Annotated in this window: 17 protein-coding genes; 10 read left to right on the top strand and 7 right to left on the bottom strand. The window is 67.5% G+C overall.

The window, feature by feature from the left end:
* Window positions 1-89 precede the first annotated feature (89 nt).
* From ACQEVI_RS07255 to ACQEVI_RS07230, 6 genes are all read right to left on the bottom strand, one after another.
* Entirely contained in the window at window positions 90-1,838 is a 1,749-nt protein-coding gene (locus ACQEVI_RS07255) for an ABC transporter substrate-binding protein (RefSeq protein WP_432896221.1), read from the bottom strand.
* 23 nt (window positions 1,839-1,861) lie between these two features.
* The gene (locus ACQEVI_RS07250; RefSeq protein WP_432896218.1) at window positions 1,862-3,610 is read right to left on the bottom strand and encodes an ABC transporter substrate-binding protein; all 1,749 of its coding nucleotides are present in this window, start codon (window positions 3,608-3,610) and stop codon (window positions 1,862-1,864) included.
* Between the two features lie 105 nt (window positions 3,611-3,715).
* Window positions 3,716-5,467 carry an ABC transporter substrate-binding protein gene (locus ACQEVI_RS07245; RefSeq protein ID WP_432896215.1) on the bottom strand — a complete coding sequence of 584 codons (1,752 nt, stop codon included), beginning with the start codon at window positions 5,465-5,467 and terminating at the stop codon, window positions 3,716-3,718.
* A gap of 43 nt (window positions 5,468-5,510) precedes the next feature.
* Complete coding sequence (locus ACQEVI_RS07240) at window positions 5,511-6,434, bottom strand: carbohydrate ABC transporter permease (RefSeq protein ID WP_432896212.1); 924 nt, start codon at window positions 6,432-6,434, stop codon at window positions 5,511-5,513.
* 15 nt (window positions 6,435-6,449) lie between these two features.
* Window positions 6,450-7,466, bottom strand: a complete 1,017-nt coding sequence (locus tag ACQEVI_RS07235; protein WP_432896209.1) for an ABC transporter permease subunit — start codon at window positions 7,464-7,466, stop codon at window positions 6,450-6,452.
* A gap of 214 nt (window positions 7,467-7,680) precedes the next feature.
* Entirely contained in the window at window positions 7,681-8,697 is a 1,017-nt protein-coding gene (locus tag ACQEVI_RS07230; RefSeq protein ID WP_432896206.1) for a LacI family DNA-binding transcriptional regulator, read from the bottom strand.
* Window positions 8,698-9,101: 404 nt separating this feature from the next.
* Here ACQEVI_RS07230 and ACQEVI_RS07225 point away from each other — a divergent pair, with 404 nt between their 5' ends.
* The 10 genes from ACQEVI_RS07225 (at window position 9,102) to nrdF (ending at window position 21,921) form a co-directional block, all read left to right on the top strand.
* A complete protein-coding gene (locus ACQEVI_RS07225) occupies window positions 9,102-10,406 on the top strand; it encodes an ABC transporter substrate-binding protein (protein ID WP_432896203.1) in 1,305 nt (434 codons plus the stop codon).
* On the top strand, window positions 10,399-11,379 hold the full coding sequence (locus ACQEVI_RS07220) for a carbohydrate ABC transporter permease (RefSeq protein ID WP_432896200.1): 981 nt from the start codon (window positions 10,399-10,401) through the stop codon (window positions 11,377-11,379). The genes ACQEVI_RS07225 and ACQEVI_RS07220 overlap by 8 nt, the downstream gene beginning before the upstream one ends.
* The gene (locus ACQEVI_RS07215; protein ID WP_432896198.1) at window positions 11,379-12,275 is read left to right on the top strand and encodes a carbohydrate ABC transporter permease; all 897 of its coding nucleotides are present in this window, start codon (window positions 11,379-11,381) and stop codon (window positions 12,273-12,275) included. Before ACQEVI_RS07220 ends, ACQEVI_RS07215 begins: the two co-directional genes overlap by 1 nt.
* A gap of 55 nt (window positions 12,276-12,330) precedes the next feature.
* Window positions 12,331-14,598, top strand: a complete 2,268-nt coding sequence (gene yicI, locus ACQEVI_RS07210; protein ID WP_432896195.1) for an alpha-xylosidase — start codon at window positions 12,331-12,333, stop codon at window positions 14,596-14,598.
* Window positions 14,595-16,031, top strand: coding sequence for a GH1 family beta-glucosidase (locus ACQEVI_RS07205; RefSeq protein WP_432896192.1), 1,437 nt, complete (start codon window positions 14,595-14,597; stop codon window positions 16,029-16,031). Before yicI ends, ACQEVI_RS07205 begins: the two co-directional genes overlap by 4 nt.
* Before the next feature lie 101 nt (window positions 16,032-16,132).
* Window positions 16,133-17,608 (top strand): serine hydrolase domain-containing protein, encoded by a 1,476-nt coding sequence (locus tag ACQEVI_RS07200; RefSeq protein ID WP_432896189.1) that lies wholly within the window; start codon window positions 16,133-16,135, stop codon window positions 17,606-17,608.
* 401 nt (window positions 17,609-18,009) lie between these two features.
* A complete protein-coding gene (gene nrdH / locus ACQEVI_RS07195; RefSeq protein ID WP_020017613.1) occupies window positions 18,010-18,252 on the top strand; it encodes a glutaredoxin-like protein NrdH in 243 nt (80 codons plus the stop codon).
* 59 nt (window positions 18,253-18,311) lie between these two features.
* Entirely contained in the window at window positions 18,312-18,746 is a 435-nt protein-coding gene (nrdI, locus tag ACQEVI_RS07190) for a class Ib ribonucleoside-diphosphate reductase assembly flavoprotein NrdI (protein WP_432896185.1), read from the top strand.
* 38 nt (window positions 18,747-18,784) lie between these two features.
* A complete protein-coding gene (gene nrdE, locus ACQEVI_RS07185) occupies window positions 18,785-20,890 on the top strand; it encodes a class 1b ribonucleoside-diphosphate reductase subunit alpha (RefSeq protein WP_432896182.1) in 2,106 nt (701 codons plus the stop codon).
* Between the two features lie 50 nt (window positions 20,891-20,940).
* Window positions 20,941-21,921 (top strand): class 1b ribonucleoside-diphosphate reductase subunit beta, encoded by a 981-nt coding sequence (gene nrdF / locus ACQEVI_RS07180; protein ID WP_432896179.1) that lies wholly within the window; start codon window positions 20,941-20,943, stop codon window positions 21,919-21,921.
* Between the two features lie 188 nt (window positions 21,922-22,109).
* Here the strand turns inward: nrdF and ACQEVI_RS07175 are convergent, their stop codons facing one another.
* A complete protein-coding gene (locus ACQEVI_RS07175) occupies window positions 22,110-23,636 on the bottom strand; it encodes an MDR family MFS transporter (RefSeq protein WP_432896176.1) in 1,527 nt (508 codons plus the stop codon).
* Window positions 23,637-23,794: the final 158 nt, after the last annotated feature.

Raw genomic sequence — 23,794 nt, 5'->3', positions numbered from 1 at the left:
TGACAGGGGACAGGGGGCTGGGGCCAGGCGGACGTAAGGCCCAAGCGATCGATCGCCTGGGCCTTACGCGTGCTGTTCCAGGTTCGGGCTCAGCCGAACTCGTTGGCGACCGCTTCGCGGGCCTCGTTCTGTGCCTCGGCATTGGCCAGGTCGACCTCGAGGACCTTCTCGTAGCCCAGGCCGTTCGCCGTCTCCTGCATCTCGGCGAGCAGGGCGTCGAACTCGGCCCCGTCCTTGGCGAAGGCCATCTTCCAGGAGTGCTCCACGATCGTGGCCTTGACCTGGTTGCGCAGGGTCTCGATCTCGGAGCTGTCCGTCGGGGCGGTGAAGCTCGCACCCGGTGCGACCAGCAGCTGGTCGTTGGACTGCAGGTACTCCATGGTGGTCTTGGAGCCACCCATCTCCTTGGACCAGTCCTCGATGAGCGGGTTGGCCGACGTCTCCTGGTAGCTCGGCCACAGCTTGTAGTTGTACGAGTAGCCCGTTCGCGGGTCGACGTCGTTCGGCAGGACGGCGCTGGCGTTCAGGGACGAGCCACCGTCCTTGTACGCGCCGCTGCCCCACTCGGCCGGGACCTCCACCTCGCCGCCCTCCAGGATGGCCTGCCGGCCGAACTCGGTCAGCACCGGCCCGTCAGGGCCGTTCTCCCAGGCCAGGCCCTCGGGGCCGGCGCCGGCGTTGTCGGCGGAGTTGGACTCGATGCCTTCCGGCGAGTAGAGCCAGTCGATGAACGCCGCGATCCGGGCCGGGTCCTCGGCCTTCGAGCCGATGCCGTACACGAGTCCGCCGCCGTACACGTTGGCACCGTGGGAGAGGACCGTCTGGTCCTGCATCGGCACGAGCTGGAAGCCCTTGCCGTCGGCCATGTTCTGCTCGGTGTTGTACGCCTGCTGGCCCAGCCACGGCCACCAGGACAGCAGCACCTGTCCGCTCTGGTACTTGGCGAACATCGTGTCGTAGTTCTGGGTGGTCGACTCGGGATCGACGATGCCCATCTGGTTCGCCTCGTAGTAGAACTTCAGAGCGCGCAGGTACTCCGACTCGGGGGCGAGGATGCCGTGGTAGTCGGAGCCGTCTCCCTTGGCCTCGGCGAAGCCGAGGTGCTCGTACCCGTAGACGGCCGGCGGCTGCCCCGCCATGACCATCATGTTGCCGTCCCAGTCCTTGAACAGGGAGAGGCCGTAGGTGGGCTTGCCGTTGTCGGCCTCGGGGTGGGCGTCCTGCATGTCCTTGAGCACCGGCAGGAGGTCCTCGAGGGTGTCGATCTCCGGGTAGCCGAGCTCGGCGTAGTAGTCCCAGCGCAGGAAGGGCCCGAACGTCGGGTCGACCCCCTCGGCCGGCTCCGTCGGCTTGAGCGTGGAGACCATGGTCGGGAAGCTGTAGATGCTGTCCTTGCCCTCGTTGATCTTCTGGACGGCCGGGTCGTACTCGGACGTGTTCTGCATGGCCTCGTAGTACGGTGCCGCGTCGAGCACCAGGCCGCCCTCGACCAGCTCGTCGATCTGCTGGCCCTTGCCGACGATGACGAGGTCACCGAGCTCGCCGCCCGCGACACGGGTGTTGTAGAGCGTGTCACCGCCGCCCGCGACGTTCGGGGCGAGGATGTTCAGCTCCATGTTGAACTTGTCCTTGACGATCTTGCCGAACCAACCGCTCTCGATGCCCTGGTAGTTGGCCGGGGCGGAGAAGACGTCGATCGTGATCGGCTCGGCCGCCGACCAGTCCTGGTCTATGGAGACGTCCGCCTCCTCGTCCGGTCCCGATGGTGTGCAGGCCGCGAGGGACAGCACCCCCAGCAGTGGAGCCACCAGTGCCGCTATGGCCTTGTGTGATCTCATGACGCTCCCTTGGATGTCCGTCGTCAGCCGAGCTCGTCGGCGACCGCGACGCGGGCGTCGTTCTGGGCCTTGGCGTTGGCCAGGTCGACCTCGAGGACCTTCTCGTAGCCCAGGCCGTTCACCGTCTCCTGCATCTCGGCGAGCAGGGAGTCGAACTCGGCGTCGTCCTTCGCGAAGGCCATCTTCCAGGAGTACTCGACGACGCTGGCCTTCACCTGGTTGCGGGCCGCCTCGATCTCGGAGGCGTCGGTCGGGGCGGTGTAGCCGGATCCCGGCGCGACGAGCATCTGGCCGCTCTTCTCCAGGTACTCCACGGTCGTCCTGGCGCCGCCCATGTGCTCGCTCCAGTCGTCCGTCAGCGGGTTGGCGACGGTCTCCTGGTAGCTGGGCCAGGACTTGTAGTTGTACGGGAAGCCCGTGTTCGGGTCCTCCTGGGCGGGCGACACCGCCGACACGTTGAGCGCCGATCCGCCGTCCTTGTACTTGCCGCCGCCCCACTCGGCGGGCACGTCACCGTCGCCCTCGAGGATGGCCTGGCGGCCGAAGTCGGTCAGCACCGGCCCATCGGGCCCGTCTTCCCAGGTCAGGCCCTCGGGGCCGGCAGCACCCATGGTGTCGGAGGAGGTGACCTGGACGCCCTCGGGCGAGTAGAGCCAGTCGATGAACGCCGCGATGCGCGCGGGGTCCTCAGCCTTCGAGCCAATCCCGTAGACCAGCCCGCCGCCGTACGCCTCGGCGCCGTACGTGAAGATCTTCTGGTCCTGCATCGGCACGAGCTGGAAGCCCTTGCCGTCGGCCATGTTCTGCTCGGTGTTGTAGGCCGACTGGCCCAGCCACGGCCACCAGGACGACAGCACCTGCCCAGCCTGGTACTTGGCGAACATCGTGTCGTAGTTCTGGGTGGTCGACTCGGGGTCGACGAGACCCATCTGGTTCGCCTCGTTGTAGAACTTCAGCGTGCGCACGTACTCCGAGTCGGAGTCGACGATGCTCTGGTAGTCCGAGCCGTCGGCCTTGGCGAGCACGAAACCGAGCTCGTCGTAGCCGTAGAGCGTCGTCGGCTGCTTGGCCATGACCATCATGTTGCCGTCCCAGTCCTTGAACAGGGAGAGGCCGTAGGTGGGCTTGCCGTTGTCGGCCTCGGGGTGGGCGTCCTGCATGTCCTTGAGCACTGGCAGGAGGTCCTCGAGGGTGTCGATCTCCGGGTAGCCGAGCTCGGCGTAGTAGTCCCAGCGCAGGAAGGGCCCGAACGTCGGGTCGATGTTCGCGGCCGGCTCGGTCGGCTTGAGCGTGGAGACCGTGGAGGGGAACCCGTAGATGCCGTCCTTGCCCTCGTTGATCTTCTGGACGGCCGGGTCATACGTCGGCACGTTCTGCATGGCCTCGTAGTACGGTGCCGCGTCGAGCACCAGGCCGCCCTCGACCAGCTCGTCGATCTGCTGGCCCTTGCCGACGATGACGAGGTCACCGAGCTCGCCGCCCGCGACACGGGTGTTGTAGAGCGTGTCACCGCCGCCCGCGACGTTCGGGGCGAGGATGTTCAGCTCCATGTTGAACTTGTCCTTGACGATCTTGCCGAACCAACCGCTCTGGGTGCCCTGGTAGTTGGCCGGGATGGAGAAGACGTCGATCGTGATCGGCTCAGCCGCCGACCAGTCCTGGTCGAGCGACGCCACCTCGGCGTCGTCCGGCCCTGACGGCGTGCAGGCCGCGAGGGACAGTGCACCCAGCAGCGGAACCACCAGCATCGCGATGAACTTTCGTGATCTCATTGCTACTCCCTTATGTTTTCTGACGATGACTGAGCGTGAGACACGGTCCGGGGAGGGCCCTCGGACCGGGCCGCGCTCCGTGCTGTGGCGGAACGCGGAGCGCGCTCAGCCGAACTCGTTGGTGACCGCGACGCGGGCGTCGTGCAGCAACCTGGCGTTGGCGAGGTCGACCTCGAGGACCTTCTCGTAGCCCAGGCCGTTCGCCGTCTCCTGCATCTCGGCGAGCAGGGCGTCGAACTCGGCCCCGTCCTTGGCGAAGGCCATCTTCCAGGAGTGCTCCACGATCGTGGCCTTGACCTGGTTGCGCAGCGTCTCGATCTCGGAGCTGTCCGTCGGAGTGGTGAAGCTCGCGCCGGGGGCGACGAGCAGCATGTCGTTGGACTGCAGGTAGTCCATGGTCGTCGGAGCGTCGCCCATGTGCTCGGACCAGTCCTCGGTGAGCGGGTTGGTCGCGGTCTCCTGGTAGCTCGGCCAGAACTTGTGGTTGTACGGGTGGCCTGTTCGCGGGTCCACGTCGTTGTGCAGGACGCCGCTGACGTTCAGGGCCGAGCCGCCGTCCTTGTACGTGCCGCCGCCCCACTTGGCTGGCACGTCCACACCGCCGCCCTCCAGGATGGCCTCCTGGCCGAAATCGGTGAGCACCGGCCCGTCAGGCCCGTTCTCCCAGGTCAGGCCCTCGGGCCCGGCGCCTGCGTTGTCGGAGGAGTTGGCTTCGACACCCTCCGGCGAGTAGAGCCAGTCGATGAACGCCGCGATCCGAGCCGGGTCCTCGGCCTTCGAGCCGATCCCGAACACCAACCCGCTGCCGTAGACCTCTGCGCCGGCGGAGAGGATCTTCTGGTCCTGCAGCGGTACGGGCTCGAAGCCCTTGCCCTCGGCCATGTTCTGCTCGGTGTTGTACGCCGACTGGCCCAGCCACGGCCACCAGGACAACAGGACCTGCCCGTTCTGGTACTTGGTGAACAGCGTGTCGTAGTTCTGCGTGGTCGACTCCGGGTCGACGAGACCCATCTGGTTCGCCTCGTAGTAGAACCGCAGGGCGCGCACGTACCCCGAGTCGGAGTCGAGGACGCTCCGGTAGTCCGAGCCGTCCGCCTTGGCCTCGGCGAAGCCCGTGTGCGCGTACCCGTAGAGGGCCGGCGGGTGAGCCGCCAGGACCATCATGCTGCCGTCCCAGTCCTTGAACAGCGATATGCCGTACGTCGGCTTGCCGTTGTCGGCCTTCGGGTGGGCGTCCTGCATCTCCTTGAGGACCGGCAGCAGATCCTCCATGGTGCCGATCTCGGGGTAGCCGGCCTCGGCGTAGTAGTCCCAGCGCAGGTACGCGCCGTACGTCGGGTCCACGCCCTCGGACGGTTCGGTCGGCTTGAGCGTGGAGACCCCGGTCGGGAAGGCGTAGATGCCGTCCTTGCCCTCGTTCAGCTTCTGGACGGCCGGGTCGTACGCGGGTGCGTTCTCCATGGCCTCGTAGTAGGGGGCTGCGTCGAGCAGCAAGCCACCCTGTACCAGCTCGTCGACCTGTTTGCCCTTGCCGACGATGACGAGGTCGCCGAGCTCACCGCCGGCCACACGGGTGTTGTAGAGCGTGTCGCCGCCGCCCGCGACGTTCGGGGCGAGGATGTTCAGCTCCATGTTGAACTTGTCCTTGACGATCTTGCCGAACCAGCCACCCTGGATGCCCTGGTAGTTGGCCGGGACGTCGAAGACGTCGATCGTGATCGGCTCGGCCGCCGACCAGTCCTGGTCGAGCGACGCGACCTCGTCGTCGTTCGTCGTTCCTGATGGTGAGCAGGCCGCGAGGGACAGTGCCCCCAGCAGCGGAACCACCAGCATCGCTCTGGCCTTTCGTGATCTCATAACACTCCCTTGTGTTGGCACCGAAATCGTGTGGCGGAATACGTCAGCCCTTGACCGCGCCGAGCATGATGCCCTTGACGAAGTACCGCTGGAACAGCGGGTAGACGAAGATGATCGGCAGCACCACGATCACGGCGACGGTCATGCGGATCGACGTCGGCGTCTGGGTCGTGGCGGCGGAGACGATCGAGCCGAGGTTGCCCTGAGCGTTCTGCGCTGCGGTAGCCAGGCTGTTGGCCTGGTTGAGGTAGGTGTAGAGCGTGTACTGCAGCGGGTAGAGCTTCTGGTCGGTGACGTACAGCAGCGTGTCCTGGAACGAGTTCCACTGGGCCACCGCCGAGAAGATCGCCACGGTCGCGAGGATCGGCGTCATGTTCGGCAGGATGATCCGGAAGAAGACCGTCACGATCCCGGCGCCGTCGATCTCGGCGGCCTCCTGCAGCGACTGCGGCAGGGACTCGACGTACGTCTTGACGAGGATGATGTTGAAGGGCTGCACGATCGCCGGGAGGACGTAGACCCAGAAGTTGTTGGTCAGCCCGAGCGTGTGGATCGTCACGTACACCGGGATGAGGCCGGCGTTGAAGTACATCGTGAAGATGATCAGCCGGTACCAGAGGGAGCGATGCTTCAGGCGCTCCTGGGTGAACATGAAGCCGAGGAACGCCGACGCGAGGACGGTGGCCCCCGTGCCGATCACGGTGCGTGCGATCGAGACCATCGCCGCGTTCGTCAGTCCTGGCAGGCCCAGCATCTGGGCGTAGTTCTCGAAGTGGATCCCTGTCGGCAGCAGGCGCACGTCGCCGAGCGCGCTGATGTCGTTCGCACTGATCGAGTTGATGATCAGGTAGTAGAACGGGTAGCCGCACACGAGTGCGAAGAGCAGGAAGCCCGCGTAGTTGACGATGGCGAACGGGATGTCCCCGCGGGTACGGCGCCATTTGGGCCCAAGGTCCGTCTTGGTCACGACGTCGTTCCTTTCCTAGATGATCGACGACCCGCGGGCGCGCTTGGCGATCGCGTTGGCGGCGAGCAGCAGTGCGAGCGAGATCAGGCTCTTGAGCATGCTGAGGACCGTCGCCATCGACAGGCTGTTCCCCGTCATGCCGATGTTGTAGACGTACAGGTCGAGCACCTGGATGTGCTCCCTGTTGAAGGCGTTCTGGAAGACGTAGAACTGCTCCATGCCGTTGTTCAGGATGTTGGCGATGGAGAGGACCAGCAGCACCACGAAGGTCGGCATGAGCTGCGGGAACGTGATGTAGCGCATGAGCTGGAACCGGCTGGCGCCATCGATGCGCGCCGACTCGTACAGCGACTGGTCGATACCCGCGATGGCCGCGAGATACAGGATCGCGCCCCAGCCCAGGCCCTTCCACAGGCTCCAGGCGAGCATGGTCAGCCAGACGTGCTGGTCGGTGTCCAGGAACTTCATCGGGACCGTGATCAGGCCCCAGTCGTGCAGCGTGGTGTTCACCAGACCGGACGACGAGAAAAGCGAGAACGCGATCATGTACACGAGAACCCACGAGATGAAGTTCGGGAGCGTCGTGAGCGTCTGCACGGCGTTCCGGAACCAGGCGAAGCGGATCTCGTTGAGCAGGATCGCGAAGAAGAGCGGCAGTATCGACGTCGCGATGCCCAGGAAGCTCATGGCGAGGGTGTTCGCCATGACCTGGCCGATCTGCCGCAGCTGCGTCTCGGACGAGACCAGGATCTCGAACCACTGCAGCCCGACGAACTCGCTGCCGCCCAGGCCGAGGGCCGGCTTGTAGTCGTAGAACGCAGTCACCCAGCCGAGCAGCGGCAGGTAGGAGAACACGAACGCGAGTACGAGGAACGGCAGGATGACGAGAAACATCGTCGGCGATGTCTTGCCGTGGGACGGCGGTTCACGACGTCTGCCGCGACCGCGGCCCTTGCTTGCACCGGCTGGTCCGGTGCCCGGCGAGATGCCCGCGCCGAGCACTTCCGGCCGCGCTCCCTGGGTGAGGCTCACCTGTCACTCCCTCGTGATCGGCCACTTCGTTGTGTGGTTGCGGGCGACGAACCGAAGGCGGCTCGTCGAAGCGCTTCGACATTAATACCAGACGGATGTCTTGCCGTGCAATGACCAATAGTTCACGGTTCGGCCACGAAAGGCCGGTTGTCGCGCTTCGCTCTGACCCGCGCGGCAGCAGTGCCGCAGGTGGGAGGGAGCGAAGCGCTTGCCTTCAGTCGAGCAGGTCGGCCGAGCCGCTCACCGAGCTCGCTCTCTCGGTGAGCACGGGGGCGAGCAGCCTCGTCTCGGACGGGTGCTCACCCTCGAGGCGGGCCATGACCATGTCGACGGCGACCTTGCCGATCCCCTCTGCGGGCAGGTCGATGCTGGTCATCGGGATCCGCTGGGAAAGTGCCACGTCGGTGGGGCAGACCGCCACCACGGACATGTCGGTGCCTACCGCTATGCCGCGCTCCGCCAGGCGGGACAGTACGTGGGGGAGTGCGCCCTCGTTGTGCACGATGATCCCCGTGGTGTCCGGCGCGGTCGTCAGCAGCGTGTCCACGGCGATCGCGGCCCCGGACGGCGAGGAGTCGCACGCCTCCACCTCGACCGTCACGCCGGAGAGCTCGGCCTGGTTGCGCAGCCCGCGCATCAGCCGTTCGGCGTAGGACGTGTGCCGCTGCAGCACCTCGGGCGGGGAGCCGATGAGCGCGACGTCGGTGTGGCCCGCGCCCGCGAGGTGTCGCACGGCGAGCCGGCCGGCGGCCTCGAAGTCGAGGTCGACACAGCTGAGGCCCTCCGGGTCCTGTGGCAGGCCGATGAGCACCGTCGGCTGCTTGGCGGCCGCGACGAGGGGCACGCGCGGGTCGTCCGCCTCGATGTCCATCATCACCAGGGCGTCCACCATGGAGCCGCCGGTCACCCGGTCGAGGCCGCTCACGTCGTCCTGGGTGAGGAGGAGGACGTCGTAGTCGAAGTCTCGTGCGCGCGTCACGACACCTGCCACGAACTGCATGATCACGGGTACGCTGACGCCCACCCGGAGGGGTGCCATGAGTGCTATGACGTTGGTGCGGGACGAGGCCAGCGCCCGCGCCCCGGCATGCGGCCGGTAGCCGAGCTTGTCGATGGCACGCTCGACACGAGCCCGTGTCGGCGCGGAGATCGGTCGCTTGCCCGACAGTACGTAGGACACGGTTGAGGTCGAGACCCCCGCCGCCTTGGCGACGTCGTCGATCGTGGCCACGGTGCTCCTCTCGGATGGATGCCGCAGTGTGCCCTGTGCGGTGGCAGGCGGTGCGCGTCGGCACCGGGCACACCAGTGTGCCGCATGCCAGGTAAGCGCTTCGATGGAAGCCTAGTTCACTTGCCGGAGAGCGGATACTGGACACGAGCCAGCGCCTAGGGTTAGCGTGTTGAAACGCTTCGACGATCCAGACGCAGGGGTCTGGGCGCGGCCGGGAGGGTGAGGATGCCGAGGACCAATCGATGTGGGGCGCTGGTCGCGATCACCGGACGACCGTCCCCCGAGGGTGCTTCGACGATCACGCTCCGCCGCCCGGCGGTCCGGCCGGAGGTACCACGTGGTACCTGGGCACCGGGCCCGCGCCGACCACTGCCCCAGCGGCTGAGCGAAACCAAGGAGATGCGATGAAGCACGAGCGGACCATGACCGCCGTAGCGGCCGCGATGGCCGGTGCGCTGGCTCTGACCGGTTGCACCGGTCAGAGCGGTGGCGGTGGCGACACCGACGACAGCACGCTGACGATCTGGCACTACGAGAACGAGGACTCGGCGATGGGCAAGGCCTGGGCCGAGGCCATCAAGATCTTCGAGGAGGAGAACCCCGACGTCACCGTCGACGTCGAGAAGCAGACGTTCGAGCAGATCCAGAAGAACGCCAAGATCGTGCTCACCGGCGACGACGTGCCCGACGTCATGGAGTTCAACAAGGGCAACGCGACGGCGGGCCAGCTCGCGGCGCAGGGCCTGCTGACACCGCTGACAGACGCCGCCACCGAACGTGGCTGGGACGAGAAGCTCACCGGGTCGCTGGCCACCACCGCCACGTACGACGAGCAGGGCCGCATGGGCTCCGGCGAGTGGTACGGGGTGCCGAACTACGGCGAGTTCGTCGGCGTCTACTACAACAAGGACATGTTCGCCGAGCACGGGCTGGAGGTGCCGACGAACCTCGACGAGCTCGAGGACGTCCTGGCCGCCTTCGAGGAGGAGGGCATCACGCCGCTGGCCGAGGCCGGCGCCGAGTACCCGCTCGGCCAGCTCTGGTACGAGCTCGTCCTCGCCTACGGCGACCGCGCCCTGGTGGACGACTACCAGCTCTTCGCAAACGATGTCGACTTCCACAACGACGCGATGACCCAGGCCACGGAGAAGCTCGACGAGTGGATCGAGAAGGGCTACATCGCCTCCGACTCGGCAGCCCTCACCGCCGAGGACATGGGCGTCTCGTTCATCGACGGTACCTACCCCCTCATGGTCAGCGGGTCCTGGTGGTTCGGCCGTCTCGCGACCGAGGTCGAGGCCGACTGGGGCCAGTTCAACTTCCCGGGCAACACGCTGCACACGGGTTCGTCGGGCAACCTCTGGGTGGTCCCGGCCAACGCCGACTCCCCGAGCCTCGCCGAGGAGTTCATCGACATCACGCTGCGCCCCGAGGTGCAGAACGTCCTCGCGGCCGAGGGTGGCCTGCCCGTGGCCGGCGACGCGTCCGTGATCGAGGACGAGCGCACGCGCGAGCTGACCGAGAACTTCCAGGCGATCCTGGACGAGGACGGCCTGGCCTACTACCCGGACTGGCCCGTGGCCGGCTACTACGACGTGATCGTCAGCGAGCTGCAGTCGCTGGTCAACCGGTCCAAGACGCCGGACGAGGTGCTGGACGGGCTGCAGAGCTCGTACGACGACGGCAAGGCCGACCTGCTCGATGGCTGACAGCACCCTGACCGAACGGCGCTCGCGGTCGGTCGGGCGCCCACGAGCCCCGCGCGAGACGCGCCGCCGTCGTCGGCCCGAGTGGGTGGCGTACCTGCCGTACCTCCTGCCGGGCGCGATCGCCTTCGTCGTGGTGATCGGGTACCCGCTCGTGACGAACGTGTACTTCAGCCTGTTCAAGTGGCGCGGTGGCATGGCGCCGCTGCGCTGGAACGGGCTCGGCAACTACGCGGACCTGATGGGCGACGACAAGTTCTGGACGTCGTTCGGCAACTCGCTGGCGATGATCGTCGCGATGGTCCTGGTGCCCACGCTGCTGGGGCTGGTGCTCGCGGCGGTGCTGTTCGACTACCTCGGACGGCGGTTCGGCGCGCAGGTCTCCTCGGTGCTGCGGGCCACCTACTACCTGCCGCAGATCCTGCCCGTCGCGGTGGCGGGTGTGCTCTGGAACTGGATCCTGAACTCCCAGACCGGTGCGCTGAACGAGATCCTGCGCGGGATGGGCATCGCCGCGCCGCCCAACTGGCTCGGCGACCCCACCACGGCGCTGCCGTCGGTGATGCTCGTGCTGATCTGGGTCCAGATGGGCTACCCCGTGGTCATCTTCATGGCCGCGCTGCAGCGGGTGGACCCGGAGCTCTACGAAGCGGCCGAGCTCGACGGTGCCGGCTGGTGGGACCGGTTCCGGGCCATCACGGTGCCCCAGATCCGGCCCGAGACCTTCGTGGTCACGCTGACCTGCACGGTCGCGGCGCTCAAGGTGTTCGGGCCCATCTACGTGCTGACGCGGGGTGGGCCCGAGAGCTCGACCCTCGTGCCCAGCTACTACTCGTACCTGAGCTTCTTCGACAAGTCCCAGGTCGGCTACGGCTCGGCGATCGCCACGGTGCTGACCCTCGTGATCGTCGTCGTCGCCGTGCTCATCCTCGGCCTGCAGAACCGGGCCGAACGACGTGAGAGGGAGGGGATCTGATGGCTGTCGCCACGGACGTACGACCGCCCACCCGGCCGGCGCAGGTGCGCACCACCGCCGTCGACTCCCGCTATCGCCGTGGAGCGGGCCGCTGGTTCGTGCTGGCCGCCGCGGTGCTGGTGGGCCTCGCGGTCCTCGCGCCGTTCGGGATCATGGTGCTGAACGCCTTCAAGTCGCCGCAGGACTACGCGGCGAACGGGCCGCTGTCGTGGCCGTCCTCGCTCTACCTCGACGGGGTGGTGGCGTTCTGGGAGCGCACCGAGTTCCCGGTGAAGCTCTGGAACTCGGTGTTCATCGCAGGCATGGTCGCCGTGCTCGGTGCGCTGCTGTCGCTGCTCAACGCGTACGCGATCGGCATCGGCAGGGTGAAGGGGCGGCTGTGGATCGTCGCGCTGTTCCTGCTGGCGAACATGCTGCCGCAGGAGGCCCTGATCTACCCGCTGTTCACCATGGCGCAGTCGGTGGGCCTGTCGAACTCGCAGTGGTCGGTGATCATCATCTTCACCGTCATCCAGTCGGCGTTCGGCACCTACCTGCTCTCCTCGGTGCTCGGCACCTTCCCGCCCGCGCTGCTGGAGGCCGCGGCGCTCGACGGCGCGAGCCGGTGGCGCATCCTCTGGCAGGTCGTCTTCCCGATCGTGCGACCGACGCTCTCGGTCCTGATGATCTTCTTCTTCATCTGGACCTGGAACGAGTTCTTCATCCCGCTGGTCATGCTGACCAGCAACGACACCCAGACCATCCCCATCGCCCTGGCGTCGCTGCAGGGCGATCGCATGATGGACGCGCCGACGATCAACGCGGGCTCGCTCGTCTCCCTCGTGCCCGCCGTCGTGTTCTTCCTCATCTTCCAGCGCACCCTGACCCGGGGCGTGACCGCCGGGGCGGTCAAGTGACCGCGCTCCACACCACGAACCCCTACGCCCTACAGAGACGAGTGAGGCCCCAGCCATGAGATTCACCGACGGCTACTGGCAGCTGCGCCCCGGCGTCGAGATGCTCCGTCCCCAGGACGTCGACTCGGTCGAGGTCGGCGACGAGACCATGACGGTGTACGCGCCCACCGTGCCGATCACCAAGCGCGGCGACACCTTGAACCGTCCGCTCGTGACGGTCACGTTCAACGCTCCGGCGGACGACGTCATCGGCGTGCGCATCGAGCACCACCAGGGCCGCCGCGACCCCGGCCCGCACTTCGGCGTCAACGCGGAGCCCGGTGCGGTCAAGGTCGTGGTGCCCGAGAGCGGCCCCGCCGAGCTCACGTCGGGCGGCCTCACCGCGCGCGTCGCCACCGACGGTCCGTGGCACGTCGACTTCATCGCCGACGGCGAGGTGCTCACCTCGTCGTCGGACCGGAGCATCGGGATCGCGAGCACGCCGGACGGCGACTTCGTGCACGAGCAGCTCGCGCTCGGCGTGGGCGAGCACGTCTACGGCCTGGGTGAGCGGTTCGGGGCGTTCGTGAAGAACGGCCAGAGCGTCGACATCTGGAACGAGGACGGCGGCACCGCGAGCGAGCAGGCCTACAAGAACGTGCCGTTCTACCTGACCGACCGCGGGTACGGCGTTTTCGTGGCCCACCCCGAGCGGGTCTCGTTCGAGGTCGGGTCCGAGGTCGTCAGCCGCACCCAGTTCTCGGTGGCCGGGCAGTCGCTCCAGTACTTCGTCATCCACGGCCCCACGCCCGCCGACATCCTGCGCCGGTACACGGCCCTGACCGGACGGCCCGCGGTCGTTCCCGCCTGGTCGTACGGGCTGTGGCTGTCGACGTCGTTCACCACGAGCTACGACGAGGACACCGTCAACAGCTTCATCGACGGCATGGCCGAGCGGGACATCCCGCTCTCGGTGTTCCACTTCGACTGCTTCTGGATGCGGCAGTTCCACTGGTGCGACTTCGTGTGGGACCCGGCGACGTTCCCGGACCCCGAGGGCATGCTGTCCCGGCTGCACGACAAGGGCCTGAAGGTCTGCGTGTGGATCAACCCGTACATCGCCCAGCGTTCGCACCTGTTCCGTGAGGGCCAGGAGAAGGGCTACCTGGTCACCACGTCCGAGGGTGACGTCTGGCAGTGGGACAAGTGGCAGGCCGGCATGGGCCTCGTCGACTTCACCAACCCCGACGCCGCCGCGTGGTACCAGGACAAGCTGCGCGTGCTCCTGGGCCAGGGTGTCGACGCCTTCAAGACCGACTTCGGCGAGCGCATCCCCACCGACGTCGTCTGGCACGACGGCTCGGACCCGCAGCGCATGCACAACTACTACACCGCCCTGTTCAACAAGACGGTCTTCGACCTGCTCGAGGAGGAGCGCGGGCGCGGCGAGGCCGTGCTGTTCGCCCGGTCCGCGACCGCGGGCACGCAGGCCTACCCGGTGCACTGGGGCGGCGACTGCGAGTCCACCTTCGTCTCGATGGCGGAGTCCCTGCGTGGCGGCCTGTCGCTGTCGCTGTCCGGGTTCGGCTACTGGAGCCACGACATCGGCGGTTTCGAGGGCACGCCCGATCCCGCGGTCTTCAAGCGGTGGGCCGCGTTCGGCCTGCTGTCCTCGCACTCGCGGCTGCACGGGTCCAGCTCCTACCGCGTGCCGTGGGCCTTCGACGACGAGGCGGTCGACGTCACCCGCAAGTTCACGAAGCTGAAGCTGCGGCTCATGCCGTACCTCGGCCGGCTCGGTCACGTGGCCGCCGAGGAGGGCCTGCCCGTCATGCGCCCCATGGTGCTCCAGTTCCCCGAGGACCGGACCGCGGCCTCCGTCGACACCCAGTACATGCTGGGGCCGTCGCTGCTGGTCGCGCCCGTCTTCCACGAGTCGCGCGCGGAGTACTACCTGCCCGAGGGCGAGTGGACCCGTCTGCCCGACGTCGCCGTGCCCGGGCTGGCGCCCACCGTCACCGGGCCGCGCTGGGTCACCGAGGAGCACGGCTTCGACAGCCTCCCGCTGTTCGTCCGGCCCGGCGCGGTGGTGCCCGTCGGTGATCGCGACGACCGGCCCGACTACGCCTGGGCCGAGGGCGTGACGTTACGCTGCACCCGTCTGCCCGAGGGGTTCGACGAAGAGGTACTGGTACCCGGTGGCACCGGCGCCCCCGCGACGTTCCGCGTGCGGTACGCGTCCGGCGTCGTGCAGGTGACCAGTGAGGACGCCCCCGGTGAGTGGGGCGTCGAGTACGAAGGACGGACAGCACGGGCCACCGGCCCGGGAGAGGTGGCACTGTGAGTGCACGGAGTTTCCCCCCGGAGTTTCTCTGGGGATCCGCGACGGCGTCGTACCAGATCGAGGGAGGCGCGACCGAGGGCGGGCGCGGCCCGTCCATCTGGGACACGTTCTCGCACACGCCCGGCAAGACACTGAACGGCGACACGGGCGACGTCGCGGACGACCACTTCCACCTGTGGCGGGAGGACGTCGAGCACATCAAGAACCTGGGGCTCGGCGCCTACCGGTTCTCCATCGCGTGGCCGCGGGTGCAGCCGGGCGGCTCCGGCGAGTTCAACGCCGAGGGCATCCGGTTCTACTCGGACCTCGTGGACGGGCTGATCGCCGCCGGTGTGAAGCCGGTCGTCACGCTTTACCACTGGGACCTCCCGCAGGAGCTCGAGGACGCGGGCGGCTGGACCAACCGCGAGACGGCCTACGCCTTCGCGCGGTACGCCCGGAAGATGGCCGAGGAGCTCGGCGACCGCATCGACGTCTGGACCACGCTCAACGAGCCGTGGTGCACGGCGTACCTGGGCTACGGCTCGGGCGTCCACGCGCCGGGTCGCACCGAGGCTCTGGCCGCGCTGCAGGCCGTGCACCACCTCAACCTGGCGCACGGCCTCGCGGTCCAGCAGATCCGCGAGGTGCTCGGCGACTCCGCCAAGACGTCGATCACGCTGAACCTGCACGTCTTCCGGCCGGACGACCCGTCGTCCGAGGCCGACCAGGGCGCCGTCCGCAAGGTCGACGCGCTGGCCAACCGGGCGTTCCTGGCGCCGGTGCTGGAGGGCGTCTACCCGGCGGACCTGCTGGAGAACACCGCATCGGTCACCGACTGGTCGTTCGTGCTCGACGGCGACCTGGAGATCACCAAGCAGCCGCTCGACGTGCTGGGCGTCAACTACTACTCGACGGCGCGGGTGCGTCACTTCGCCGGCGAGGGCGAGCGCCAGCAGGCCGACGGGCACAAGGACTCTGCCGGCACGCCCTGGCCCGCGGCCGACGACGTCGAGTTCCTGCCGCAGCCCGGTCCGTACACCGCCATGGGCTGGAACATCGAGCCGGCGGGCCTCACCGACCTGCTGGTCTCGCTGCGCGACTCCTACCCGGACCAGCCGCTCATGGTCACGGAGAACGGCGCGGCGTTCGAGGACACGGTGGTGACCGAGGACGGCGTGGCACGCGTGCACGACGTCGACCGGGTCGCGTACCTGCACGACCACGTCGAGGCGCTCGGTCAGGCCCGCGACAAGGGCGTGGACGTGCGCGGCTACTTCGCCTGGTCGCTGCTCGACAACTTCGAGTGGGCCTACGGGTACGACCGTCGCTTCGGCATCATCCGGGTCGACTACGACACGCTGGAGCGCACCTGGAAGGACTCCGCGCACTGGTACCGCCGCCTGGCCACGACCAACACCCTCCCGGGCACGGACGAGGTCTCGCCGGCCTAGCTGTCAGACACCCGCCGACGTGTCAGACGTACAGGTCATCGAGGTGACCTGTACGTCTGACAACTCCGTCGGCGTCTGACAACACGAGATACGTTCTGGGCATGACTCGAGTGGACGAGGTTCCGGGCGCGGAGCTGAGCGGCGTGCTCGCCCGCACGCGCGACGGCGCCCGGGTGCCTGCGGTGTCCGCGGCCGCGGGACGCGCGGGCGAGGTGGTCTGGACCGGTGTCGCGTCCGCCCTGCAGGCGGGTGGTCCGACGCCGGAGCACGCGTTCCGCATCGGGTCCATCACCAAGCCCATGGTCGCCGTGGCCGTCCTCCGGCTCGTCGAGGAGGGCAAGTTTGCGCTGCACGACCCGATCGGCGCCCACCTGCCCGAGGCGCCGGCGGCAGACGCCACGATCGCCGAGCTCCTGAGCCACACCAGCGGTCTGCCCGCGGAGCCGGCTGGTGACTGGTGGGAACGGGCGGGCGGGTCGACCTGGGAGCAGATCGTCGCCTCCGGCCTGCCGCGGCTCGTCGCGCCGGGCACCCGGTACCACTACTCCAACGTGGGCTTCGCGGTGCTGGGCCGGCTGGTCGAGGTGGCGCGCGGGCGTGCCTGGGACGCGGTGCTGCGCGACGAGCTGTGGACCCCGCTCGGCATGACGGCGACCGGGCGGGTGCCCACCGGTCCGCACGTGCCGGGATACGCCGTGCACCCGCACGCCGAACTCGTGCACGACGAGCCGGTCGCCGACTACCTGGCGATGGGTCCGGCGGGCGAGCTGTGGTCCACGCCGTCGGACCTCGTGCGGTTCGGGATGTGGCTGGCCTGCCACGACACGTTCGGCGAAGCGGGCGATGCCGTGCTGCCTGCCGCGGCCCGCAGGCTCATGACCGCGCCTCGCATGGTCGTGGACGAGCCCGGTGCGGCCTGGACCGGCGCCTACGGCCTGGGCGTCCAGGTCCGCAAGGACCTGATCGACGTGCCGGGGCTCGTACCGGAGCAGGACACCGTGCCGGTGCGCACCGTGGGTCACTCCGGCTCGGTGCCTGGCTTCACGGCGGACCTTCGCGTCGACGTCGAGACGGGCGACGCCGTCGCGGTCATCGGCTCGAGCACCGGTGGGTTCGGGGACGGGACGGGGCTGCTCGCGGCTCTGCGGGGCGCGCGCCCCGTCGTCGGGCTCCCCGCCGTCGTGCGTGGCCCTGAGAGCGACTCTGCGGGCCTCTCCGCGGGGCTCCGGACGCCCGGCGCGGCGGGAACCGGTGGAGACGCCGCTGCGGGCGTTCCTGAGCTGACCGGTACCTGGTACTGGGGGCCTGTGCAGTTCACGCTGCGTGCCGCAGCCGGCCGGCTCGCGCTGGTCGGCGCCCCGGGGGTGCGGGGGACCGAGTTCGCCCCGGGTGGGGCACCGGGGACCTGGGTCGGGGTGTCCGCCGGCTACTGGCAGGGCGAGACACTCCGGCCCGTCGAGCGGGACGGACGGCTCGTGGCGCTCGACGTCGGCACCTTCTGCCTCACCCGGAGCCCGTACGCCCCCGAGGTGGAGATCCCGGGCGGGCACGACGACGTCGGCTGGCACGCGCTCTGAGCGGTCCGTTGTGACCGGGCTCACCGTCCCGGTCGGCGCTCGCGGGACACGCCGAACGGTCGCGACACGCCGCGAACTGAGATCACTTTTTTGGGGCTCCGAGACCCTTCGCAGGCACGTGAGGTGCCGGTTCTCGGGGCCCACGGAGCCGGGCCGGGAGCGGCGGCAGCAAGCCGCGTGTGCGGCCTACCGAGCGGTGTCAGAGGCTCGTGGCAGCATGGTCCATGAGCGCAACGAGCAGTTCCGGTGTAGTGCGCCACTCGACCTCAACCACTACATGTCGTGGGCGAGCGAGTGTCAGACCCTAGGTGTAGTGTTTGGTTCAGCGGGAGACGCAGACCCGCTCACAAAGCACATCGGTGTAAGTTCACAGATGTCCTTCGAGGTCAGAGGAGGCGGACATGAGCGTCACTGTCTACAGCAAGCCGGCATGCGTCCAGTGCGACGCGACGTACCGGGCACTGGATCGCAAGGGTGTCGAGTACACGGTCGTCGACATCACTCAGGACGCCGAGGCGCTCGAGATGGTCCGCGGCCTCGGGTACCTCCAGGCGCCGGTCGTCGTCGCCGGCGACACCCACTGGTCGGGCTTCCGCCCCGACCAGATCAGCGCGGTCGCCGCGCTTCAGGCCGCTTCGGCCTGACCTGCACCAGCACCACCGCAACACCTTGTACTACCGCAACGTCGGCAAGGAGGCGTGACGTGGGTTCACTCGTCTACTTCTCCAGCGTGTCAGAGAACACGCACCGGTTCGTCGAGAAGCTTGGTCTCGAAGAGCTGGGGATGTCGGTGCACCGGATCCCGCTGCGCCCCGCCGACGGATTTCTGCACGTGGACGAGCCCTACGTCCTCCTGGCCCCCACCTACGGTGGCGGCAACGAGGGCGGGGCCGTCCCACGGCAGGTGAGGAAGTTCCTCAACGACGAACACAACCGGTCGCTCATCCGCGGCGTCATCGCTGCGGGGAACACCAACTTCGGGGCTGCGTACTGCATCACCGGGGACATCATCGCTGCGAAGTGCGATGTCCCGTATCTGTACGCCTTCGAACTACTTGGCACCGCGCAGGACGTCGCGCGCGTCCGCAACGGATTGGGACGATTTTGGCAGCAACAACCACTGAGTCTCTCAGCCTGACTGAGGGCCTGAGCGAGATCCCACTGGAGAGCATCCAGATGGACTATCACTCGCTCAACGCGATGCTGAACCTGTACGGGCCGGACGGGAAGATCCAGTTCGAGAAGGACCGTGAGGCGGCCCGCCAGTACTTCTTGCAGCACGTGAACCCGAACACCGTCGAGTTCGAGTCGCTCGAAGCCAAGCTCGAGCACCTCGTCGAGGCCAAGTACTACGACCCCACGGTGCTCGCGAAGTACTCCGGTGCGTTCGTCAAGGAGCTCTTCCAGCTCGCGTACTCGAAGAAGTTCCGCTTCGAGACGTTCCTGGGCGCCTTCAAGTACTACACCTCGTACACGCTCAAGACGTTCGACGGCAAGAAGTACCTGGAGCGCTTCGAGGACCGTGTCGCCATGGTCGCGCTCGGCCTGGCCGACGGCGTCGAGCAGACGGCGCGCGACATCGTCGAGGAGGTCGTCGCCGGGCGGTTCCAGCCGGCGACGCCGACCTTCCTCAACGTCGGCAAGGCGCAGCGCGGCGAGCCCGTGTCCTGCTTCCTGCTGCGCATCGAGGACAACATGGAGTCCATCGCGCGCAGCATCAACTCCGCGCTGCAGCTCTCCAAGCGCGGCGGCGGCGTTGCACTCCTCCTGAGCAACATCCGCGAGCACGGTGCGCCGATCAAGCACATCGAGAACCAGTCCTCGGGCGTCATCCCCGTGATGAAGCTCCTGGAGGACTCCTTCTCCTACGCGAACCAGCTCGGCGCGCGTCAGGGCGCCGGCGCCGTGTACCTGCACGCGCACCACCCCGACATCATGCGGTTCCTCGACACCAAGCGGGAGAACGCGGACGAGAAGATCCGCATCAAGACGCTCTCGCTCGGTGTGGTCATCCCGGACATCACGTTCGAGCTGGCCAAGAAGAACGCTGACATGCACCTGTTCAGCCCGTACGACGTCGAGCGGATCTACGGCGTGCCGTTCGCCGACATCTCCATCTCGGAGAAGTACGACGAGCTCGTGGCCGACGACCGCATCCGCAAGACGACGATCAGCGCGCGCGACTTCTTCCAGACGCTCGCGGAGCTGCAGTTCGAGTCCGGCTACCCGTACATCATGTTCGAGGACACGGTGAACGCGGCGAACCCGATCAAGGGCCGCATCACGCACTCCAACCTGTGCTCCGAGATCCTCCAGGTGTCGACCCCGTCGACGTTCAACGAGGACCTCTCGTACAGCGAGGTCGGCCGGGACATCTCCTGCAACCTGGGCTCGCTGAACATCGCCAAGGCGATGGACTCGCCGGACTTCGGCCGCACGATCGACACCGCTATCCGCGCGCTGACCGCGGTGAGCGACCAGACGTCGATCGAGTCGGTCCCGTCGATCAAGCTGGCCAACTCGCAGGGGCACGCCATCGGCCTCGGCCAGATGAACCTGCACGGCTACCTCGCACGGGAGCGCATCCACTACGGCTCCGAAGAGGGCATCGACTTCACCAACATCTACTTCTACACCGTCGCGTACCACGCGATCAGGGCGTCCAACCGCCTGTCGATCGAGCGCAACACGAAGTTCGGTGGGTTCGAGGACTCGAAGTACGCCACGGGCGAGTACTTCGACAAGTACGTCGAGCAGGATTGGAAGCCGGCCACGGAGCGCGTCGCGCGGCTGTTCTCCGACGCCGGGGTGTCGATCCCGACGCAGGACGACTGGCGTGAGCTGCGTGCCTCGGTCATCGAGCACGGCATCTACAACCAGAACCTCCAGGCCGTGCCGCCGACGGGTTCGATCAGCTACATCAACAACTCGACGTCGTCGATCCACCCGGTCCCGGCCAAGATCGAGATCCGCAAGGAAGGCAAGCTCGGCCGCGTCTACTACCCCGCGCCGTACATGACGAACGACAACCTGGACTACTACCAGGACGCGTACGAGATCGGGTACGAGAAGATCATCGACACGTACGCCGCGGCGACGCAGCACGTGGACCAGGGCCTGAGCCTCACGCTGTTCTTCCCGGACACCGCCACCACGCGCGACGTCAACAAGGCGCAGATCTACGCGTGGCGCAAGGGCATCAAGACCCTGTACTACATCCGCCTGCGTCAGCTGGCACTGGAGGGCACCGAGATCGAGGGCTGCGTCTCCTGCATGCTCTGACCGGTCCTGCCCGCCAGTCTCGTCCTACCGCTGCTCCTGAAGGAACTCCCATGTCGCCAACCGGCAAGCTCAAGCTCATCGATCGCGTGACAGCGATCAACTGGAACCGCCTCGAGGACGAGAAGGACGCCGAGGTCTGGGACCGTCTGGTCGGCAACTTCTGGCTGCCGGAGAAGGTCCCGGTCTCCAACGACATCCAGTCGTGGAACACCCTCTCGGAGCACGAGAAGACCATGACCTCGCGGGTGTTCACCGGGCTGACGCTCCTGGACACCATCCAGGGCACGGTGGGCGCGGTGTCGCTGATCCCGGACTCGCTCACCCCGCACGAGGAGGCGGTGTACACCAACATCGCCTTCATGGAGAGCGTGCACGCGAAGAGCTACTCGTCGATCTTCTCGACCCTGCTGTCGACGCCGGAGATCGACGCGGCGTTCGAGTGGTCCGAGAACAACGAGAACCTGCAGAAGAAGGCGGAGATCGTCCTCGACTACTACCGGGGCGACGACCCGCTGAAGCGGAAGGTCGCCTCGACGATGCTCGAGTCGTTCCTGTTCTACTCCGGCTTCTACGCGCCGATGTACTGGTCCTCGCGGGCGAAGCTCACGAACACGGCCGACCTGATCCGCCTCATCATCCGTGACGAGGCGGTCCACGGGTACTACATCGGCTACAAGTACCAGAAGGGCCTCGCGAAGCTGACGCAGCCCGAGCAGGACGACCTCAAGGCGTACACGTTCGACCTGCTCTTCGAGCTGTACGAGAACGAGGTGGAGTACACCGACTCGCTGTACGGCGAGCTGGGGCTGACCGAGGACGTCAAGAAGTTCCTGCGGTACAACGGCAACAAGGCCCTGATGAACCTGGGCTACGAGGCGTTGTTCCCCAAGGAGGACACCGACGTCAACCCGGCCATCCTCGCGGCGCTCTCGCCGAACGCGGACGAGAACCACGACTTCTTCTCGGGGTCCGGCTCGTCGTACGTGATCGGCAAGGCCGTGGAGACCGAGGACGACGACTGGGACTTCTGACCTCGTGTCGGGAGCCCGTCGCGCATAGCGGCTGATCAGAGGCCCGGAACCGCAGGTTCGTGCGGTTCCGGGCCTCTTCGCGTGCCGACTCTCCATGGACAGCCTGTCAACGCTAGGTCCGCCGCACGTTCCCAGGGCTCTCGACGGGGCAGACCGGCTCAGGTCTGGGGCTGACCGCCTAAATCGGGCTAGTGACCACCGTGGAGCTCACCGTCGCTCTCCGGACGCTTGATCATCGTCGCGAGCCCGATGGTCACCGCCATTACGCCGGCACCGATGCCGAAGGCCAGGCCCGCACCGTCGGCCATCGCCGCGGCGCCGGACGAACCGGAACCCTCGAGGCATGCCGCCCGGATGGTCATGATCGCGATGAAGAGCGCGGTACCGGCGGCACCGGCCACCTGCTGCACCGTGTTGATCGTGGCCGAACCGTGCGAGTACTGGTGCGGCTTGAGGACCCCGAGCGCGGCGCTGAACAGTGGCGTGAACACCGAGGCGAGCCCGACCATGAGCAGAATGTGCGCGCCGAGGATGTAGAAGATCGACGTCGTGGGTGAGATGAACGCGAACGCGCCGATCGCCACGGTGACGAGTGTGGTGGCGGGGATCATGATCGGCCGGGGACCGACCTGGTCGTACCAGCGGCCGACGACCGGGCCGAGCACGCCCATCGCGACACCGCCCGGCAGCATGAGCAGGCCGACGGTCAGCGGCTCCAGCCCCAGGGCCTCCTGCAGGACGAGCGGCAGCACGATCAGGGTGCCGAACATCGCCATCATCGCGACCGCCATGATGATGACGGCGACGCGGAAGTTGGACTCGAGGAACGTGCGCAGGTCGAGCAGCGCGGAGTCGGTGCGCTGCCGGGCGATCTGCCGCCAGATGAACAGGCCGAGCACCGCGATGCCTACACCGAGCGGGATCCACGGGTTGATCGCGGTGGCGTGCTGCGACGCCTCGCCCAGGCCCGACAGACCCCACACCAGACCACCGAACGCGACCAGCGCGAGCAGCAGGGACAGCGGGTCGAGGTGGTGCTCGTCCTTGTCGGACACGTCGCGGATCCACAGGATGCCTGCGACCAGGGCGAGCACCGAGATCGGCAGGACGACGCCGAACACCCCGCGCCAGCCGAGGGGTTCGAGGACCGCACCGGACAGGGTCGGGCCGAGGGCCGGTGCCAGCGCGATGACCAGCGTCACGTTGCCCATGATCCGGCCGCGCAGGTGGGGCGGGACGATCGTCATGATGGTCGTCATGAGCAGCGGCGTCATGATGGCCGTGCCGGTCGCCTGCACCACGCGTCCGGTGACGAGGATCGCGAAGCCGGGCGCGATCATCGCCAGCGCGGTACCGACGGTGAACAGGGACATCGCCAGCAGGTAAGCACCGCGCGTGCCGAGCTGGTTGATGAGGAAGCCCGTGGCGGGGATGACCACGGCCATGGTCAGCATGAACGCGGTGGTGAGCCACTGGCCGGTCGTGGCGGTCACGCCGAGGTCGACCATGATCGGCGGCAGTGCCACGGACATCGTGGTCTCGTTGAGGATCACGGTGAACGCGCTGGCCATGAGCAGCGCGATGGCACGGAAATGGCCGGGCGCGAGCTTGTCGGTGCGAGAGAGCACGGGGATGTCACTCGATGCGCCGTCGGATGTGGCCGCAGTGGTCGGTGGATCGCTCAGGTGGTCGGATATGTCGGTCGTGGCACTCATGGGGTTGCCCTCTCGTACAGCGCGTGGGACGAGATCGAGAGCGACGTTGCACGCGACCTGCTTCTGACGAACAAGGCTGGCTCCGCGCCGGCGAGATCGTCAAATATCTTTGCCAGTCCGGCAAATATCGCACGTGACACGGCGGCCCCTTCCGGATC

This window comes from Promicromonospora sp. CA-289599 (assembly GCF_050936155.1).
Classification (GTDB): domain Bacteria; phylum Actinomycetota; class Actinomycetes; order Actinomycetales; family Cellulomonadaceae; genus Promicromonospora.
This window is presented reverse-complemented; position numbering and strand designations above follow the sequence as displayed.

Coding starts and splice junctions, on each gene's coding strand:
- ACQEVI_RS07255 (WP_432896221.1), bottom strand. CDS start 1,838: ATGAGATCACACAAGGCCATAGCGGCACTGGTGGCTCCACTGCTGGGG.
- ACQEVI_RS07250 (WP_432896218.1), bottom strand. CDS start 3,610: ATGAGATCACGAAAGTTCATCGCGATGCTGGTGGTTCCGCTGCTGGGT.
- ACQEVI_RS07245 (WP_432896215.1), bottom strand. CDS start 5,467: ATGAGATCACGAAAGGCCAGAGCGATGCTGGTGGTTCCGCTGCTGGGG.
- ACQEVI_RS07225 (WP_432896203.1), top strand. CDS start 9,102: ATGAAGCACGAGCGGACCATGACCGCCGTAGCGGCCGCGATGGCCGGT.
- ACQEVI_RS07220 (WP_432896200.1), top strand. CDS start 10,399: ATGGCTGACAGCACCCTGACCGAACGGCGCTCGCGGTCGGTCGGGCGC.
- ACQEVI_RS07215 (WP_432896198.1), top strand. CDS start 11,379: ATGGCTGTCGCCACGGACGTACGACCGCCCACCCGGCCGGCGCAGGTG.
- yicI (WP_432896195.1), top strand. CDS start 12,331: ATGAGATTCACCGACGGCTACTGGCAGCTGCGCCCCGGCGTCGAGATG.
- ACQEVI_RS07200 (WP_432896189.1), top strand. CDS start 16,133: ATGACTCGAGTGGACGAGGTTCCGGGCGCGGAGCTGAGCGGCGTGCTC.
- nrdH (WP_020017613.1), top strand. CDS start 18,010: ATGAGCGTCACTGTCTACAGCAAGCCGGCATGCGTCCAGTGCGACGCG.
- nrdE (WP_432896182.1), top strand. CDS start 18,785: ATGGACTATCACTCGCTCAACGCGATGCTGAACCTGTACGGGCCGGAC.
- nrdF (WP_432896179.1), top strand. CDS start 20,941: ATGTCGCCAACCGGCAAGCTCAAGCTCATCGATCGCGTGACAGCGATC.
- ACQEVI_RS07175 (WP_432896176.1), bottom strand. CDS start 23,636: ATGAGTGCCACGACCGACATATCCGACCACCTGAGCGATCCACCGACC.